Below are 20138 nucleotides of genomic sequence, written 5' to 3' on the forward strand. Positions count from 1 at the left end.
GACCAGGTCGCCGAGCACCGGCGGCACCGTCGCCCTGGTCCGCAGGACGGCCGGGTCGATCTCGACCAGCACCTGCGCCGGTCGGTCGGCCGCCACCGCGGCATCGAACAGGGCGAGCGCCTTGTCCGCGGCCAGCGGCGGTAGACCCTGGCGACGCATCCGCTGCCGGTCGGCCTCGCCGAGCCACTGCGCCATGCCCGTATCGATGCCCCACAGACCGTAGGCGAGCGAGGTGGCGGGCAGCCCGGCGCCGTGCCGGTGCGCGGCGAGCGCGTCGAGGAACAAATTGGCCGCCGCGTAGCCGCCCTGGCCCGCGGGCAGGATCGACCCGGCCACCGACGAGATCAGCACGAAGGCCGACAGCGCGGTATCGCGGGTGAGCTCGTGCAGGTGCCACGCGGCGTCGGCCTTGGCGCCGAGGGAGACGTCGATCTGCTCCGGTGTCAGGGTGTCGACGAGGCCGTTGTAGGCCGTGCCCGCCGCGTGGACGATCGCGCCGAGCGGATGGGCGGCGGGGATCGAGGCGAGCAGCTCGGCCACGGCGTCCCGGTCGGCGACATCGCAGGCGGCGATGCGGGCCTGGGCACCGAGCGCCGCCAGCTCGTCGACGAGCCCCGGCGCGGCGTCCGGACCGCGCCTGCCGACCAGCAGCAGGTGCCGCACCCCGTGTTCCACCACCAGGTGCTCGGCGAGCAGACGGCCGATCCCGCCGGTGCCACCGGTGATCAGGACGGTGCGGTCGGGATCCCACGGCGTCGCGCGGTCGGTGGTCGCGACCGCGCGGACGAGCCGCGGTACCCAGGTCCCATCCGCCCGCACAGCCACTTCGGGTTCGCCGGTCAGCGCGGCGGCGACCAGCTGGTCCGTCGGCTGATCCGCGGCGGCCTCGAGCAGCACGATCCGGCCGGGGTTCTCGGCTTGCGCCGCTCGCACCAGCCCCCAGACCGCCGCGGCGGCCGGGTCGTTCGCGCTGTCGGTGACCATCGCCAACGTGCTCGCCGCGTAACGCTGTTCCTCCAGGAAGTCCTGGAGGACGCCGAGCGTCCCGTGCAGCGCGGCCCGCAGCCGGTCGGGCGTCTCGGCACCGTCGACCGCTACCCGGTGGACGACGACCGAGGCCGCCGCCTGCGCGTCCCACTCGACCCAGGACGCCGCGGCCGGGGTGAGCGCCGGCCCGGGCCGCCAGCTCATCTCGTAGCGCGCGTCCCGCGCGGACCGGGCAGGCGCGGACAGCAGTTCGGCCGACATCGGTCGCAGCGCCAGCGACCCGACCGACAGCAGCGGTGCGCCGGCGGCGTCGGCCATCGTCAGAGTGACGGTGCCCTGGTTGAGCCAGCTCAACCGAACCCGCACCCGCCGAGCGCCTTCGGCGTGCACCCGCACCGACGACCACGCGAAGGGCACGAGCGTTGGCCGCTCGGCGGTCTCGTCGACGCCGTCCGGCAGCCCGAAGGACAGCGCGTGCATGGCCGCGTCGAGCAGTGCCGGGTGCACGCCGTAGCCCTGTGCCGAGGTCTGTTCGGGCAGGGCGACCTCGGCGAAGAGGTCCTCGCCGCGCCGCCACAGCGACCGCAGTCCCTGGAAGGCGGGGCCGTAGTTGTACCCGTGGTCGGCGAGTTCGGCGTAGGCGCCGTCCAGCCGCACCTCGGCGGCGTCGGCGGGCGGCCAGTGCGCGAAGTCGGCCCAGGCCGTGGCGTCGGACGCCGCGGCGGGGCGCACGGTGCCCTCCGCATGGTGGGTCCACGGGATCGACGGATCGTCGTCGTCGCCGCGCGAGTAGATGTCGAGCCTGCGATGACCGTTGTCGTCGCCGTCGCCCACGATGACCTGCAGGTGCGCGCCCGCGTGCCCATCGAAGACGAGCGGCGCCAGCAGCGTGAGTTCCGCCAGCTCCGGGCAGTCGACGAGTTCCGCCGCGTAGGTGGCCAATTCGACGAATCCGGTGCCGGGCAGCAGCACTACACCGAGCACGTCGTGGTCGGCCAGCCACGGATGGGTCGCCGTGGACAGGCGGCCGGTGAGCCGCACTCCGCCGCTCTCGGGCTGCGCCACCAGCGCACCCACCATGGGGTGTTCGGTGGCGCGCAGGCCGAGGGTGTTGGCCTCGCCGGTGCCCAGCGGGCTGGTGGCCCAGAACCGGCGGTGCTGGAAGTCGTAGGTGGGCAGCTCCGTTCGGGTGGCCCCGGTTCCGTCGAGATAGCGCACCCAGTCGACGGTCCCGCCCGCGACGTGGAGCCGGGCCAGGCCCGTCACCAGGGTCGTGGGGTCGGTCTTGTCGCGCCGGGTCAGCGGGAGGACGGTGGCGGTGTCCAGGGTCTGCGCCACCATCGGCGTCAGGACGGCGTCGGGTCCGGCCTCGGCGAACCGGGTCACCCCCAGCTCCGCCATCGCGGTGACGGCATCGGCGAAGCGCACCGTGGCCGCGACCTGGCGCACCCAGTACGCCGGATCGGACATCTCGTGCTCGACGCGAGTTCCGGTGACCGTCGACACCAGCGGGAGGCCGGGCCGCTGGAAGGTCAAACCTTCGACCACCGAGGCGAAGTCGGCCAGCATCGGCTCCATCAGTGCCGAATGGAAGGCATGCGACACCCGCAGCCGGTGTGTCCGCCAGCCGTTCTCCGCACACACCGCGACCACGGCCAGGACCGCGTCCTCGACACCGGAGAGCACCACCGAGGACGGACCGTTGACCGCCGCGATCGACACCCCGGCGGTCAACAACGGCAGCACATCGGCTTCCGGTGCACCCACCGCGACCATCGCCCCACCCGCGGGCAACGCCTGCATCAACCGGCCACGCGCGGCGACGAGCACACACGCGTCGGCGAGCGAGAGCACACCCGCCACCTGCGCGGCCGCGATCTCACCGATCGAATGACCGGCCACCACATCGGCGTGCACGCCCCAGGATTCGAGCAGCCGGAACAACGCCACCTCGAACGCGAACAACCCCGCCTGCGCGAACACCGTGTCATCGACCAGTGCGTCGTCGGCCAGGGCCTCGCCCAGCGAAACCGACTGTTCGAGTAGCGGTTCCAAGCGATCGACAATGCCGTCGAAATGCTCGGCGAACACCGGATACACCCGGAGTCCGGCGGCCATGCCCGCCCACTGCGCACCCTGCCCGGAGAACACCAGACCGGTCGATCCCGCGACCACCCGGCCGCTCACCACACCGGGAGCACCCTCGGCTACCGCCCGTGCCCCCGCGAGCAGACCGTCGCGTCCGTCGGCGAGGACCACCGCGCGATGCTCGAACGCTCCGCGCGTGGCGACCAGCGAGAACGCGACGTCGAGCGGATCCTGACCGTGCTCGGCCACATGGTCGGCCAGGCGGGCAGCCTGACCGGCGAGCGCCGCCCGACCGCGGGCGGAGACCACCCACGGTACGACGCCACCGGCCGGAGCGGCCTTCACCGCCGGAGCCGAATCCGCCACCGGCGGGGCCTGTTCCACGATGACATGCGCGTTCGTACCACTGATTCCGAAGGACGACACCCCCGCGCGCCGCGGCCGATCCGCGTCCGGCCAGTCGACGGCCTCGGTCAGCAACCGCACGTTCCCCTGCGACCAATCCACCTTGGTGCTGGGCTGATCCGCGTGCAGGCTGCGCGGCAGCACCCCGTGCCGCATCGCCATGATCATCTTGATCACACCACCCACACCAGCCGCCGCCTGCGCGTGACCGATATTGGATTTCAGCGAGCCCAGCCACAACGGACGATCCTCGGCCCGATCCTGACCGTAGGTCGCCAGCAACGCCTGCGCCTCGATCGGATCACCCAACGTCGTTCCGGTGCCATGGGCTTCGACGACGTCGACCTCGGCCGGCGACACCCCCGCGTTGGCGAGCGCCTGCCGGATCACCCGGCGCTGCGAGGGACCGTTCGGCGCGGTGAACCCGTTGGACGCACCGTCCTGATTCACCGCCGAACCCGCGAGCACCGCCAGCACCTGATGACCCCGGCGACGCGCATCGGAGAGCCGCTCCAGCACGAGCACACCCGCGCCCTCGGACCAGCCGACACCATCGGCGCTGTCCGCGAACGATTTACACCGCCCGTCCGGCGACAATCCACGCTGACGGCTGAACTCCACGAATGTCTCCGGCGTCGCCATGACGGCCACACCACCGGCCAGCGCCAGATCACACTCCCCCGACCGCAGCGACTGGGCCGCGAGGTGCATGGCCACCAGCGACGACGAGCACGCCGTATCCACCGACACCGCGGGGCCTTCCAACCCGAGCGTGTAGGAGATCCGGCCCGAGACCAGGCTGCCGGTGGCATTGCCGCCGTTGCCCTGCGCGTAGTCGTGGTACATGACGCCGGTGAACACGCCGGTCGAACTCCCGCGCAGCACAGCGGGATCGACACCGGCCCGTTCGAGGGCCTCCCAGGTCGTCTCCAGGAGCTGGCGCTGCTGCGGGTCCATCATCGTCGCTTCGTTGGGGCCGATTCCGAAGAAGTCGGCGTCGAAGTCGGCGGCGGTGTGCAGGAAGCCGCCCTCGCGGGTGTAGGACTTGCCCGCCCGACCGGGTTCCGGATCGTAGAGGCCCGCGATGTCCCAGCCACGGTCGGTGGGCAGCGGCGTGATCGCGTCCCCACCGCGACGGACCAGGTCCCAGAGATCCTCGGGCGAGGCGACGCCACCGGGGTAGCGGCACGCCATGCCGACGACGGCGATCGGGTCACCGTCGGCGGACCTACTCGCGGTGACCGCGACATCCTGACCGGTCCCGGCGAACTCGGCGGCCAGGTAGTCGGCCAGTGCCTGCGGGGTCGGGTAGTCGAACACCAGAGTGGCAGGCAGCGGCAGACCTGTCACCGCCTTGAGCGAGTTGCGGAACTCGATCGCGGTGATCGAGTCGAAACCCAGTTCGCTGAACGCCTTGTCGGCCGCGACCGCGTTCAGGTCCTGATGCCCCAGCACCGTCGCGACCTGGCCGCGCACGATCTCCACGAGCACACCCGGACGTTCACCTTCGGGCGTGCCCGCCAACCGGGTGCGCAGCGCGGTCGCGGCGCCGGAGGCCGCCTTGCGGCGGTGCGGAATCAGGCCGGTGAACAGGGCGGGCGTGGCGAATCCGGCACCGCGCAGGGCATCGAGATCCATCCGCGCGAGCACCAGTGTGGCCGTGTCGATCCGGGTGGCGGCGTCGAAGAGGGCCAAGCCCTGTTCCGGTGACAGCGGCAGCAGGCCCGAGCGGGCGATCCGCTGTCGGTCGACGTCACCGAGCTCGCCCGCCATACCGGCGTCCCACATGCCCCACGCCAGCGATGTCGCGGCCAGACCGACGGCGCGGCGGCGCGCGGCCAGCGCGTCGAGCGTGGCATTGGCGGCGGCGTAGTTGCCCTGGCCGGGGTTGCCAAAGGCACCCGCGACCGAACTGAACAGCACGAACGCCTTGAGGGCGAGATCGGTGGTCAGCTCGTGCAGATACACGGCCGCGTCGACCTTCGGCCGCAGGACGGTCGACAGCCGGTCCGGGGTCAGCGAGCCGATGGCACCGTCGTCGAGGACACCCGCGAGGTGGTACACGCCGGACAGTGGCCGCGCCGCGGGGATATCGGCGAGCACGGCCGCCAGCGCCGCGCGATCGGACACGTCACAGGCGGCGAACACGACCTCGGCACCCGAATCCAGCAGCGCCGCATGCAATTCGGCAGCCTCCGGACCGGTCTCGCCCCGCCTGCTCACCAGCAGCAGACGACGGACGCCGTGCGCGGCGACCAGGTGCCGGGCGAACAGACCACCCAGCGCCCCACTCGCACCGGTGACGAGCACGGTCTCGTCCGGACCGAACAGCGTCTCCTCGGCGGACGCGCCCGCCGGAGCGGAGGTGCGGACCAGGCGCGCGGCGTACACGGCACCGTCGCGCACCGCCACCTGCGGTTCACCGGCGACCAGCAGTCCGCCGATCACGGTGTCCAGCAGTGCATCCGGGGCGGCGTCGACCAGAATGATCCGGCCCGGGTTCTCCGCCTGCGCGGATCGCACCAGACCGCCGATCGCGGCACCGGCCAGGTTCGAGAGGGGCTCGCCCGCCACCGAGACCGCGCCGCTGGTCCGGACGATCAGGACCGATTCCGCGTAGGCGGGCTCGGTGATCCAGGACTGGAGCACGCCGAGGACGTCGCGGGTCGCGGCGTGAACGGCGGCCGGGTCATCACCCGCCGGACAGTCCAGGATCACCGCCGGCGGTACCTGCGCACCCAGATCCGGCCACGCGACCGTGGCGATCTCGTTGTCCGGCAGCGAGATCGGTGTCCAGTCGATCCCGAACAGCGCCGAGGCGGTGATGTCGGTCCCGGTGGTGAGCTGCGCGGGGTCGATCGGCCGGGAGGCCAGGTGTCGCACGGTCGCGACCGGCGCGCCGGTCGCGTCGGCGAGGTCGATGGCGACCCCGCTCGCGCCGACCCGGACGAGCCGAACACGCAGGGCGTCGGCCCCGGTCGCGTGGACGGTGACGCCCGACCATTCGAACGGCAGCGCGATGCCCGCGCCGTCGGAAGGCAGATCACCGGCGACCCGCAGCGCGTGCAGGGCGGCGTCGAGCAAGGCCGGGTGCAGGCCGAACCGCTGCGCGTCCACGCGGGCCTGATCGGGCAGCGCGAGCTCGGCGTAGACGGCATCGCTGTCGCGCCAGACCGCGCTCAGCCCACGGAAGACCGGTCCGTAGTGGTAGCCCTGCCCGTCGAGGGTGTCGTAGACGCCGTCGAGGTCGACCACGGTGGCACCAGCGGGCGGCCACTGGGTGAGATCCACCGGCACGGTGTCGCTGTCCGCCGCGAGCACGCCTTCGGCGTTGACGGTCCACGTGGCCGTCGCGCCGTCGGGACGCGAGAAGATCCGCACGGTGCGTCGGCCCGGCTCGTCCTCGGCACCGACGACGACGCGCACCGCGACACCCGCGGCGTCCGGCAGCGCCAGCGGAGCCCGCAGGATCAGCTCCGCCAGGGCCGGGCAGCCGACCTCGGCGCCGGCCTGCAAGGCGAGCTCGACGAACCCGGTGCCGGGGAACAGCACCGTGTCCAGCACGGCGTGGTCGCCCAGCCAGGGCTGAGTCCGCGTCGACAGCCGTCCGCTCAACGCGACGGCGTCGGTCTCCGGCTGCGCGACCACCGCCGATACCAGCGGATGAGCACTGGCGACGAAGCCGAGCGCGCGGGCATCACCACCGGGCGAACTGTCGGTCAGCCAGTAGCGTTGACGCTGGAAGGCATAGGTGGGCAGGTCGACGCGGCGCGCGCCGGTCCCGGCGAACATCGCCGCCCAGTCGACCTCGGCACCGGACACGTACAGCCCGGCCAGTCCGGCCGACAGGGTGACCGCGTCGGCGTGGTCGCGGCGGGCCAGGGCCACCATCGTGGTGGTCTCCGTGGATGTCTCGACGATCTGGCCGATCATCGGCACGAGCACGGCGTCCGGCCCGACCTCGGCGAACCGGGTGACCCCCGCGTCGATCATCGTGGCGACCGCGTCGGCGAAGCGCACCGTGTCACGGACCTGGCCGACCCAGTACGCCGGATCGGACATCTCCTCGCCGACCTGATCGCCGGTCACGGTCGACACCAGCGGCAGGCTCGGGCTCGCGAAAGTCAAACCCTCGACGACCGAGGCGAATTCGGCCAGCATCGGCTCCATCAGCGCCGAATGAAACGCGTGCGAGACTCGCAGACGGTGTGTGCGCCAACCGTTCTCACCGCATGCCTCGACCACCGCGCGCACCGCAGTGTCGAGACCGGAGAGCACAACGGACGACGGGCCGTTCACCGCGGCGATCGACACCCCGTCGATCAGCAACGGCACCACGGCGGCTTCCGGCGCACCCACCGCGACCATCGCCCCACCCGCGGGCAACGCCTGCATCAACCGGCCACGCGCCGCCACCAACGCACACGCGTCAGCGAGCGACAGCACCCCGGCCACCTGCGCGGCCGCGATCTCACCGATCGAATGACCGGCCACCACGTCCGGGCGAACGCCCCAGGATTCGAGCAGCCGGAACAGCGCCACCTCGAACGCGAACAACCCCGCCTGCGCGAACACCGTGTCGTCGACCCGATCGGGATCGGCGAGTGCGTCCGAGAGCGAAACCGGCTGCGCCAGTAGCGGGTCCAGCTGCGCGACGATTCCATCGAATTGCTCGGCGAAGACCGGGTAGACGCGCAATCCGGCGGCCATGCCCGCCCACTGCGCACCCTGGCCGGAGAACACCACACCCGTCGAACCGGACACCACGCGACCGGTCACCACACCCGCGAACGCTTCGCCACGGCCCAGCGCGGCCGCACCGGCCAGCAGACCTTCCCGCTCGGCGGCCAGCAGCACGGCGCGATGGTCGAATCCGACGCGCGAGGTCACCAGCGAGAACCCGATATCCACCGCCGCCGCGTCCCGCCCGGTCACCTGCGATGCCAGGCGGCTCGCCTGCTCCGCGAGCGCCGCGTCGCTGCGCGCCGACAGCACCCACGGCAGCACACCGCCGACGGGCGCGACCGGTTCCGCGGGCACGGGCGCCCCCGGCGCGGCCTCGACGATGACGTGGGCATTGGTCCCGCTGATCCCGAACGACGACACACCCGCGCGCCGCGGCCGATCCACCTGCGGCCACGCGACCGACTCGGTCAGCAACCGCACCTCGCCCTCGGACCAATCCACCTTCGTGGAGGGCTGATCCACGTGCAGGGTCCGGGGCAGCACGCCGTGGCGCATCGCCATGATCATCTTGATCACGCCACCCACACCGGCGGCGGCCTGGGCATGGCCGATGTTCGACTTCAACGAGCCCAGCCACAGCGGACGATCCTCGGCCCGATCCTGGCCGTAGGTCGCCAGTAGCGCCTGGGCCTCGATCGGGTCACCCAACGTCGTTCCGGTGCCATGGGCTTCGACCGCGTCGACCTCGGCCGGGGAGACGCCCGCATTGGCCAGCGCCTGCCGGATCACCCGGCGCTGCGACGGGCCGTTCGGGGCCATCAAGCCGTTGGACGCGCCGTCCTGGTTCACCGCCGAACCCGCGAGCACCGCCAGCACCTGGTGCCCGTTGCGGCGGGCGTCGGACAGCCGCTCCAGCACCAGCACGCCCGCGCCCTCGGACCAGGCCACACCGTCGGCCGCCTCGGCGAACGACTTGCAGCGTCCGTCCGGGGACAACCCGCGCTGACGGCTGAACTCGATCAGCGTCTCCGGCGTCGCCATCACCGCGACACCACCGGCCAGCGCCAGGTCACACTCCCCCGACCGCAGCGACTGCGCCGCCAGATGCATCGCCACCAGCGACGACGAGCACGCCGTATCCACCGACACCGCAGGGCCTTCCAGCCCCAGGGTGTAGGCGATCCGGCCCGACACCAGCGAGCCGGTGACATTGCCGCCGTTGCCCTGCGCGTAGTCGTGGTACATCACGCCGGTGAACACACCGGTCGAACTCCCGCGCAGCTCCGGCGGATTCACCCCGGCGCGTTCCAGCGCCTCCCACGACACCTCCAGCAGCAGACGCTGCTGCGGGTCCATGGCGATGGCCTCGTTCGGACTGATCCCGAAGAACTCGGCGTCGAACTCGGCCGCCGAGTACAGGAACCCGCCGCGGCGGGCGTAGGTCTTGCCGGGCGTGCCGGGAACGGGGTCGTAGATGCCGTCGATGTCCCAGCCACGATCGTCGGGCAGGTCACCGCTGGTGTCGGTACCCGAGGTGACCAGGTCCCACAGGTCCTCGGGCGAGGCGACGCCGCCCGGGTAGCGGCAGCTCATCGCGACCACGGCGATCGGGTCGTCACCGGCCGACCGGCTGGCGGTGACCACGACGTCCCGGCCGGTTCCGGTGAACTCCTCGGCCAGGTACTGGGCGAGGGCCTGCGGGGTCGGGTAGTCGAAGACGAGGGTGGCGGGCAGCGGCAGCCCGGTCACGGCCTTGAGGCCGTTGCGGAACTCGATCGCGGTGATCGAGTCGAAACCGAGTTCGCTGAAAGCCTTGTCGGCCGCGACCGCGTTCATGTTCTGGTGCCCGAGGATCGCGGCGACCTGGCCGCGCACGATCTCGACCAGCACGCCCAGCCGTTCGCTGTCGGGCGTGCTCGCCAACCGGGTACGCAGCGCGGTCGCCGTGCCGGTGACGGCCTTGCGACGCTGCGCGATCAGACCGGAGAACAGCGCGGGCAGGGCGAGACCGTGACCGCGCAGCACCTCCAGATCGAGGCGGGCGACCAGCGGCGCGGCGACCTCGGTACCGGCCACCGCGTCGAACAGGGCCAGACCCTGCTCGTCCGACATCGCCAGCATGCCCGAGCGAGCCATCCGCTGTCGCTCGACCGCACCGAGCTCGGCCGCCATGCCGCCGTCCCACATGCCCCACGCCACCGAGGTACCGGGCAGACCGGTGGCCCGGCGATGGGTGGCGAGCGCGTCCAGGAAGGCGTTCGCGGCGCCGTAGTTGCCCTGACCGGCATTGCCGAACGCACCGGCCACCGAGCTGAACAGGACGAACGCCTTGAGCGGGAGGCCGGCGGTGAGCTCGTGCAGGTGCGCGGCGGCGTCGACCTTGGGGCGCAGGACGGTGTCCATGCGGTCCGGGGTCAGCGCGGCGATCGCACCGTCGTCGAGGACACCGGCGAGATGGAAGACGCCGGACAAGGGCTGTGCCGCGGGGATATCGGCGAGCACGGCGGCCAGTGCCGCGCGGTCGGCGACATCGCAGGCGACGAACTCGACCTCGGCACCCGAATTCTCGAGCGCCGCGCGCAATTCGGCGGCACCCGGGCCGGACTCGCCCCGCCTGCTGAGCAACAGCAGGCGCCGGACACCGTGCCGGGCCACCAGGTGCCGGGCGAACAACCCGCCCAGCGCACCGCCGGCACCGGTGAGCAGCACGGTCTCCTCGGCCCCGAAGAGCTCGGCGTCCGCCGAAGTGTGTGCCGCGGTGGCGATTCGAGTGAGCCGGGCGACGTGGACCACACCCTCACGCAGCGCGACCTGCGGCTCGGCCGTGTCCAGAATCCCGCCCAGGGACGCGTCGGTGTCGGCCGAATCGGCGTCGAGCAGGACGATCCGGCCCGGGTTCTCGGCCTGGGCTGCGCGCACCAGGCCACCGACCGCGGCGCCGGCGAGGTTCGTGATGTCCTCGCCCGCCACCGACACCGCGCCCACGGTCCGGACCACCAGGACCGCGTCGGCGAAGCGCGCCTCGGCGCCCCAGTCCCGCAGCACCGCGAGCACCTGATGCGTGGCGGCGCGCACAGCGGCGGGATCATTGCCGCTCGGGCTGTCGAGCACGACCGCGGCAGGCACCTGCTCGCCGAGGTCGGCCCACGACACCGCACCGATCTCGGCGTCGGACACCGTGATCGGGGACCACACGACCTGGAACAGCGCGGAGGAGACAACGGACGCACCCGTGGTGAGCTGCGCCGGATCGATCGGCCGTGCTGCCAGGTGCCGCACGGTCGCGACGGGCGCGCCGGTCGGGTCGGTCAGATCCAGCGCGACCCCGTGGTCGCCGACCCGGGTGAGGCGGACGCGCAGCGCGTCGGCGCCGCTCGCGTGCGCGGTCACCCCGGACCACTCGAACGGCAGGGCCAGCTCGCCGCCCGCCACGGTGGCATCGCCGGCCAGCCGCAGGGCGTGCAGGGCGGCATCCAGCAGGGCCGGGTGCAGGCCGAAGCGCTGGGCCTCGGCCCTGGCCTCCTCGGGCAGCTCGACCTCGGCGTAGAGCAGATCGTCGGCGCCCCGCCAAGCCGCGCGCAGAGCCTGGAACGTCGGGCCGTAGTGGTAGCCCTCCTCGTCGAGCGCGTCGTAGACGCCCTCGACGGGGAGCGCGGTGGCGTCGGCGGGCGGCCACTGAGCGAACTCCGCCGGGGCGCTGTCGGTGTCGGCCGCCAGGACGCCTTCGGCATTGAGGATCCAGGCCCCCGCGTCGGCGTCGTCGTCGGGGCGGGAGAAGATCCGCACCGCCCGACGGCCCGACGGGTCCTGCGCGTCGACGACGACGCGCACCGCGACTCCGCCGGAGTCCGGCAGCGCCAGCGGCGCCCGCAGCGCCAGTTCCGCCAGAGTCGCGCAGCCGACCTGATCGCCCGCGTGCAGGGCGAGTTCGACGAATCCGGTGCCGGGGAACAGCACCGTGTCCATGACCCGGTGATCGGCGATCCACGGCTGCGATTCGGTCGAGAGGCGGCCGGTGAGGGTCACCGCGTCGGAGTCCGGCTGCGAGACGACGACCGAGGCGAGGGGATGCCCGGTGGCGACGAGACCCAGGGCCTTGGCGCTGGTCCCGGTCGTGCCTTCGGTCAGCCAGTAACGGCGCCGCTGGAAGGCGTAGGTGGGCAGGTCGACTCGGCGGGCACCGGTACCGGCGTAGAGCGCGGCCCAGTCCACCTCGCCGCCGACGACGTACAGCCCGGCGACCGCGCTCAGCACGCCCGCGGCGTCGGCGCTGCCGCGGCGGGCCGTCGCCACGACGGACGCGTCCTCGACGATCTGCGTGATCATCGGCACGAGGACAGCATCGGGCCCGACCTCGGCGAACCGGGTCACCCCCGACGCGGCCATGGTGGCGACGGCGTCGGCGAAGCGCACCGTGTCACGGACCTGGCCGACCCAGTACGCCGGATCGGACATCTCCTCGCCGACCCGATCGCCGGTCACGGTCGACACCAGCGCGATACTCGGCGCGGCGAAGGTCAAACCCTCCACGACCGAGGCGAAGTCGGCCAGCATCGGCTCCATCAGCGCCGAATGGAAGGCATGCGAGACCCGCAGCCGATGGGTACGCCACCCACGCTCGGCACACACTTCGGCCACCGCAGCTACCGCAGTGTCGACACCGGAGAGCACCACCGCCGACGGTCCGTTCACCGCCGCGATCGACACCCCGTCGACCAGCAACGGCAGCACATCGGCTTCCGGTGCCCCCACCGCGACCATCCCGCCACCCGTGGGCAACGCCTGCATCAACCGGCCACGCGCCGCCACCAACGCACTCGCGTCCGCGAGCGACAGCACCCCCGCCACGTGCGCGGCCGCGATCTCACCGATCGAATGACCGGCCACCACATCGACTCGAACACCCCAGGACTCGAGCAGCCGGAACAACGCCACCTCGAAGGCGAACAGACCCGCCTGCGCGAAGACGGTCGCGTCGATCCGCGACTCGTCGTCCATGGCCTCGGTCAGCGGAACCCGCTGTCCGAGAGAAGGTTCCAGCTGGGCGACGATCCCGTCGAACTGCTCGGCGAAGACCGGGAAGGCTCGCAGTCCGGCCGCCATGCCCGCCCACTGCGCACCCTGACCGGAGAACACCACACCCGTCTTGCCCGCCACCGCCCGGCCGGTCACCACACCCGGCAGGATGTCGGCACGACCCAGCGCCTGCGCGCCGGCCAGCAGACCCGCCCGATCGGACGCGAGTACCACGGCCCGATGATCGAACGCGACGCGTGCCGTCACCAGCGACAGGCCGACATCGACCGCGTCCGAATCGTGCTCGGCCACATGGGCGACCAGATTGACCGCCTGATCGCCGAGCGCCGCGCCGGTGCGCGCCGACAGCACCCACGGCAGCACGCCACCGGCCGGGACAGCGGTCTCCACCGGGGCGGCCTGCGCCGCGTCGGGTGCCTGCTCGAGGATGAGGTGCGCGTTGGTGCCGCTGAGCCCGAAGGAGGACACACCGGCACGACGCGGCCGATCCAGCGCGGGCCACGGTGTCGGTTCGGTCAGCAGCCGGAGGTGGCCTTCGGACCAATCGACCTTCGTGCTCGGCCGATCCACGTGCAGCGTCTGCGGCAGTACCCCGTGCCGCATCGCCATGATCATCTTGATCACGCCACCCACACCGGCGGCGGCCTGCGCGTGACCGATGTTGGACTTGAGCGAACCCAACCACAGCGGACGATCCTCGGCGCGATCCTGGCCGTAGGTCGCCAACAGGGCCTGCGCCTCGATCGGATCACCCAACGTCGTTCCGGTGCCATGCGCTTCGACCGCGTCGACCTCGACGGGCGAGACTCCGGCATTGGCCAGGGCCTGCCGGATGACCCGGCGCTGCGACGGGCCGTTGGGCGCGGTCCAGCCGTTCGAGGCACCGTCCTGGTTGACCGCCGACCCGGTGATCACGCCGAGCACCTGGTGCCCGTTGCGCTGCGCGTCCGACAACCGTTCGAGCACCAGTACGCCGGCGCCTTCGGCCCAGGCGACCCCGTCGGCCCCGTCGGCGAACGACCGGCACCGCCCGTCCGGCGACAGCCCGCGCTGACGGCTGAACTCGAGGAACATGTCCGGTGTCGACATCACCGCCACACCACCGGCCAGCGCCAGATCACACTCCCCCGACCGCAGCGACTGCGCGGCCAGATGCAGCGCGACCAGCGACGACGAGCATGCCGTATCGACCGTGACGGCAGGCCCTTCCAGGCCGAACACATACGACACCCGGCCGGAGACCAGGCTGCCGCCCGCGCTGTTACCGGTGCCCGCACCCTGCGCGTAGTCGTGGTACATCACACCGGTGAACACACCGGTGGCGCTGCCCCGCAGGCCCGCCGGGTCCAGCCCGGCCCGCTCGAGCGCCTCCCAGGACACCTCGAGCAGTACGCGCTGCTGCGGGTCCATCGTCAGCGCCTCGTTCGGGCTGATGCCGAAGAATTCGGCGTCGAATTCCCCTGCGGAATAGAGGAATCCGCCCTGCCGGGTGTAGGTCTTCCCGGCCTTGCCCGGTTCGGGGTCGTAGATGTCGTCCAGGTCCCAGCCGCGATCGGTGGGCAGACCTCCGGTGGCGTGGCCGCCCGAGACGACCAGTCGCCACAGGTCTTCCGGCGAGGTGACCGCACCCGGGTAGCGGCAGCCCATCGCGACCACCGCGATCGGCTCGGCATCGACCGTCCTGGTCGCGGTGACCGCGACCTCCGCCACCGTGCCGGAGAGCTGGGAGTCGACGAACTCGGCGACCGCCTGCGGGGTGGGGTGATCGAAGATGAGGGTGGCGGGCAGCCGCAGGCCGGTCGCCGCGTTGAGCTTGTTGCGGAACTCCACCGCGCCGAGTGAGTCGAAACCGAGTTGCTGGAAGGCGTGGTGCGATTCCACCGCCTCGGCCGTGGCATGCCCGAGGACCTCGGCCGCCACCGTCTGGACGAGGGCGAGCAGGGTGCTGTGCCGGTCGGCGTCGGACAGCCCGGCCAGTTTCTGCGCGAAGGCGCGGCCCGCGCCGCTGCGGGCGCTGGTGCGGCGCACGGGAATCGGCGCGATGCCGCGGAGCAGGGCGGGCAGCTGCTCGCCCCGGGACCGCAGCACGGCCGGGTCGACGCGCAGGGCCACCAGCTGGGCGGTCTCGGTCGCGACGGCCGCGTCGAACAGGGCCAGGCCGTCGGCCTCGGACAGCGGCGGGAACCCCTGCCTGCGCATCCGGTCGAAGTCGTCCGCGGACAGCTCCGCGCCCAGCCCGCTGGTGCGTACCCACAGGCCGTAGTCCACCGAGGTCGCGGGGAGCCCGGCGGCGCGGCGGTGGGCTGCCAGCGCGTCGAGGAAGACGTTCGCGGCGGCGTAGTTGGCCTGGCCCGCGGTCAGGACCAGCCCGCCGACGGAGCCCAGCAGGACGAACAGCGACAGCGGCTGATCGCGGGTGAGTTCGTGCAGGTGCCAGGCCGCGTCGACCTTGGGCCGGAACACCCGGTCGAACCGTTCCGGTGTCATCGCCTCGATCACGCCGTGGTCCGCGGTGGCGGCCGAATGCACCACGCCCACCAGCGGCTGTTCGGCGGGAACCGACGCGAGCAGCGCGGCCAGCGCGTCACGGTCGGACACGTCGCACGCGGCGACGGTGACCTGGGCGCCGAGCTCGACCAGTTCGGCACTCAGCTCGGCGACACCGGGCGCGTCCCGGCCGCGCCGCGAGGTCAGCAGCAGGTGGCGGACACCGTGCACGGCCACCAGGTGCCGGGCGATCACCGCGCCGATGCCGCTGGTGCCGCCGGTGACCAGCACCGTGCCGGACTCGATCGGGCGCGCGACCGCACCGGGCGCGTGGCGGGTCATCCTGGGCACGAGCAGGGTGGTGCCGCGCAGGGCAGCTTCCGGTTCGCCGGCCGCGCTCGCCGCCGCGACGGCCGACGGCTCGTAGTCGCCGTCGAGATCGAGCAGCTGGAATCGTCCCGGGTGTTCGGCTTGCGCGGCCCGCAGCAGGCCCCACACCGGCGCCTGGGCAAGGTTCACCTGATCGGTCGCACCGATCGTGACGGCATTGCGGGTGAGCACCACCAGGCGAGCGGAGACCAGGCGCGGGTCCGCCAGCCAGCGCTGCACCGTGTCGAGGGCGGCGGTGATCGCCGCGCGCACGGCCGCGGGCGGCGCGCCGTCGTGGTCGGCGCAGTCGTACAGCACGACCTCGGGAACCGCCGGATCCTCGGCGGCGTCCAGGTCGGCGAGCAAGGCGTCGACATCGGCGAAAGCCGCTGTCGTGTCGGCACTTCCGGTGCCGAGCACAGCCACCCGACCCGGCTCGGTCGCGGGCAGCGGGACGCCGACCCAGTCGATACCGAACAGGGCCTCCGAGATCTGGTCGGCGCCGAGACGTTCGGCGGACACCGGCCGCGAGACCAAGGCGCCCACCGACAGCACCGGCAGGCCGTGCTCGTCGGCGACCTGCATCGAGTGGCTACCGGCGCCCCGCACGATGCGCACCCGCACCGACGCCGCGCCGCTCGCGTACGACACCACCCGGTTCCAGGTGAACGGCAGTTCCGGCGCGGCGACCTCCCCGCGGCGGCGGGCTTCGACGATGCCGACGTGCAGCGCCGAATCGAACAGCGCCGGATGAATCAGGAACCCGTCGGCGTCGCGGCGATCGGGCAGCGTGACCTCGGCGAACAGTTCGTCACCGCGCTGCCACGCCGCCTGCAAGCCCTGGAAGAACGGCCCGTATTCGTAACCCGCTTCGAGCAGTTCGTCGTAGGCGCCGTCGATGACCAGCGGCTGGGCGCCCGCGGGCGGCCAGGCGATGAGGTCGAAATCGACGTCGGACTCCTCCGGGGCCAGAACGCCCTCGGCGTGGATCGACCACGGCCCGCCCGCGATCTGGCGCGAGTGCACACTCAGGCGTCGGTGTCCGGCCGCGTCGGCGTCGGACACCACCACCTGCACCGAGACACTCCCCTGCGCGGGCAGGGTGAGCGGAGTGTGCAGGACGAGTTCGTCCACCACCGGGCAGCCGACCAGACCGCCCACGTAGCAGGCCAATTCGACGTAGCCGGTGCCCGGCAGCAGCATCACGCCGAACACGCTGTGGTCGGCCAGCCAGCGCACCGAGTCCACCGACCAGCGGCCGGTGAAACTCACCGCGCCCGATTCCGGATGGGCCACCACGGCACCGAGCAACGGGTGCTCGGCGATCTCGAGCCCGACCGAGGTGGCGCCGCTGAGGTCGGCGCCCAGCCACGACTCGGCGATCACCCGCTTGGCGTCGAGCCAGAACCGTTCGTGCTGAAAAGCGTAGGTGGGCAGATCGACTCGCCTGCCGCCGTCGACCGGACCGGTCCACGCCACCTCGGCGCCGGACACGAACAGCGCGGCGACCCCGGCCAGCACCGACGACGCGTCGGCCTTACCCTTGCGCGCCATCGGAACCATCACCGTGGCCGCGGCATCGGCGGCCGGATCGTCGAGGGTCTGCGACACCATCGGAGTCAGCACCGCGTCGGGCCCGACCTCGGTGAACCGGGACACGCCGAGCGCCGACATGGTGGCGACCGCGTCCGCGAAGCGCACCGTGCCCCGGACCTGGCCGGGCCAGTACGCCGGGTCCGACATCTCGTCGGTGACTCGCGCGCCGGTCACCGACGACACCAGCGCGATGGTGGGCCGCGAGAACGTCAATCCCTGGACCACCGCGCCGAATTCGGCCAGCATCGGATCCATCAGCGCCGAGTGCGACGCGATCGAGATCCGCAGCCGGTGCGTGCGCCACCCGCGCTCGGCACAGGCGTCCTTGGCGGCGAGGACCGCCTCCTCGACACCGGAGAGCACCACCGACGCCGGACCGTTGACCGCCGCGATCGACACCCCGTCGGTCAGCAAGGGCAGCACGTCGGCTTCCGGCGCCCCCACCGCGACCATCGCCCCACCCGGGGGCACCGCCTGCATCATCCGGGCGCGCGCGGCCACCAGCACGCACGCGTCGTCGAGCGACATGACCCCGGCGACATGCGCGGCGGCCACCTCACCGATCGAGTGACCGGCCACCACATCGGCCCGCAGGCCCCACGATTCGAGCAGCCGGAACAGCGCCACCTCGAACGCGAAGACACCGGCCTGGGTGAACACCGTGCGGTCGAGCAGGGTGTCGTCGTGCAGGGCCGCGCGCAGCGACTCCGGTTGGGCCAGCAGCGGTTCCAGCCGGGTGACGATCGCGTCGAAGTGCTCGGCGAAGACCGGGTAGACCCGGAGTCCGTCGGCCATGCCCGCCCACTGCGAGCCCTGCCCGGTGAACAGCACGCCGGTGGTGCCGGGGACGGCCCGGCCGGTCACCACGCCGGGAACCCGGGTGTCCGCGGCCAGGGCCCGGACACCGGCCAGCAGGGCGGCGCTGTTCTCGCCGAGGACCACGGCGCGGTGGTCGAAGACGCCACGGGTCGAGGTCAGTGAGAAGGCGACATCGCGCGGATCCAGCGCGGGCGCCACGGCCGCCAGGCGGGCCGCCTGATCGGCCAGCGCCGCGCCGCTGCGGGCCGACAGCACCCACGGCAGCACCCCGGGGACCGGGGCCGGTTCGGGCTGCTCCGGCGCAGGCGGAGCCTGTTCCAGGACGAGGTGCACGTTGGTGCCCGCGACACCGAACGAGGACACCCCCGCTCGACGCGGCCGGTCCAGCGCGGGCCAGGGCACGGCCTCGGTCAGCAACCGCACGTGCCCGGCCGTCCAATCGACCTTGGTGCTGGGCTGATCCACGTGCAGCGTCTTGGGCAGCACACCGTGCCGCATGGCCATGACCATCTTGATCACGCCACCCACACCGGCAGCGGCCTGTGAGTGCCCGATGTTGGATTTCAGCGAGCCCAGCCACAGCGGGCGGTCGGCGTCGTGGTCCTGACCGTAGGTCGCCAGCAGCGCCTGTGCCTCGATCGGATCGCCCAACGTCGTTCCGGTGCCGTGCGCTTCGACGACGTCGACCTCGCTCGCCGTGACGCCCGCGTTGGTCAGCGCCTGGCGGATGACCCGCCGCTGCGAGGGACCGTTCGGGGCGGTCAGACCGTTGGAGGCGCCGTCCTGGTTCACCGCCGACCCGGCGATCACCGCGAGCACCTGATGACCGTGGCGCTGAGCGTCCGACAGCCGCTCCAGCACCAGCATGCCCGCGCCCTCGGCCCAACCGACGCCGTCGGCGGCCTCGGCGAACGCCTTGCAGCGCCCGTCCGGGGAGATGCCGCGCTGCCTGCTGAACTCGATCAGCGTCTCGGGGGTGGCCATCACCGCGACGCCACCGGCGAGGGCCAGATCGCACTCGCCCGACCGCAGGGCCTGGGCGGCCGAGTGCATCGCCACCAGCGACGACGAGCACGCGGTGTCCACGGTGACCGACGGCCCTTCCAGGCCGAGGACATAGGAGATCCGCCCCGACGCGACGGCGCCGGCGTTCGCGTTGGCCGGATAGTCGTGATACATCATGCCGACGTAGACGCCGGTGCTGCTCCCGCGCAGCGCGGCGGGATCGAGCCCGGCCCGTTCGAAGGCCTCCCACGAGGTCTCCAGCAGCAGGAACTGCTGCGGGTCCATCGTCGCGGCCTCCTTCGGGCTGATCCCGAAGAACGCCGGGTCGAATTCGCCCGCGGCATGCAGGAACCCGCCCTCGCGGGTGTAGACGCTGTTCGGCCGCTCGCCGGTGTGGTCGTAGAGACGCTCGGCGTCCCAGCCACGGTTCACCGGGAACTCCGAGGCGGCGTCCACCCCGTCGGCGACCAGCCGCCAGAGGTCCTCGGGCGAGGCGACGCCGCCCGGGTAGCGGCAGGCCATGCCGACGATCGCGATCGGCTCGCGCAGGGCGGCGTCGAGCTTGCGGTTGCGGGCGCGCAGCCGCTCGGTCTCCTTGAGCGAGACCCGAAGGGCGTCGGCGAGTTTCTGAATGTTGGTGTCGGGCTTCGTCATCGCCG

General features: G+C 72.4%; 1 protein-coding gene. It reads right to left on the reverse strand.

Annotated features, from left to right (window positions below):
- The coding region (locus tag V8688_RS17350; RefSeq protein ID WP_342801231.1) for an SDR family NAD(P)-dependent oxidoreductase at window positions 1-20133 on the reverse strand (20133 nt) is incomplete at its 3' end.
- Window positions 20134-20138: the final 5 nt, after the last annotated feature.

Origin of the sequence: Nocardia sp. No.11 (assembly GCF_038752175.1) — a bacterium.
GTDB lineage: Bacteria > Actinomycetota > Actinomycetes > Mycobacteriales > Mycobacteriaceae > Nocardia > Nocardia canadensis.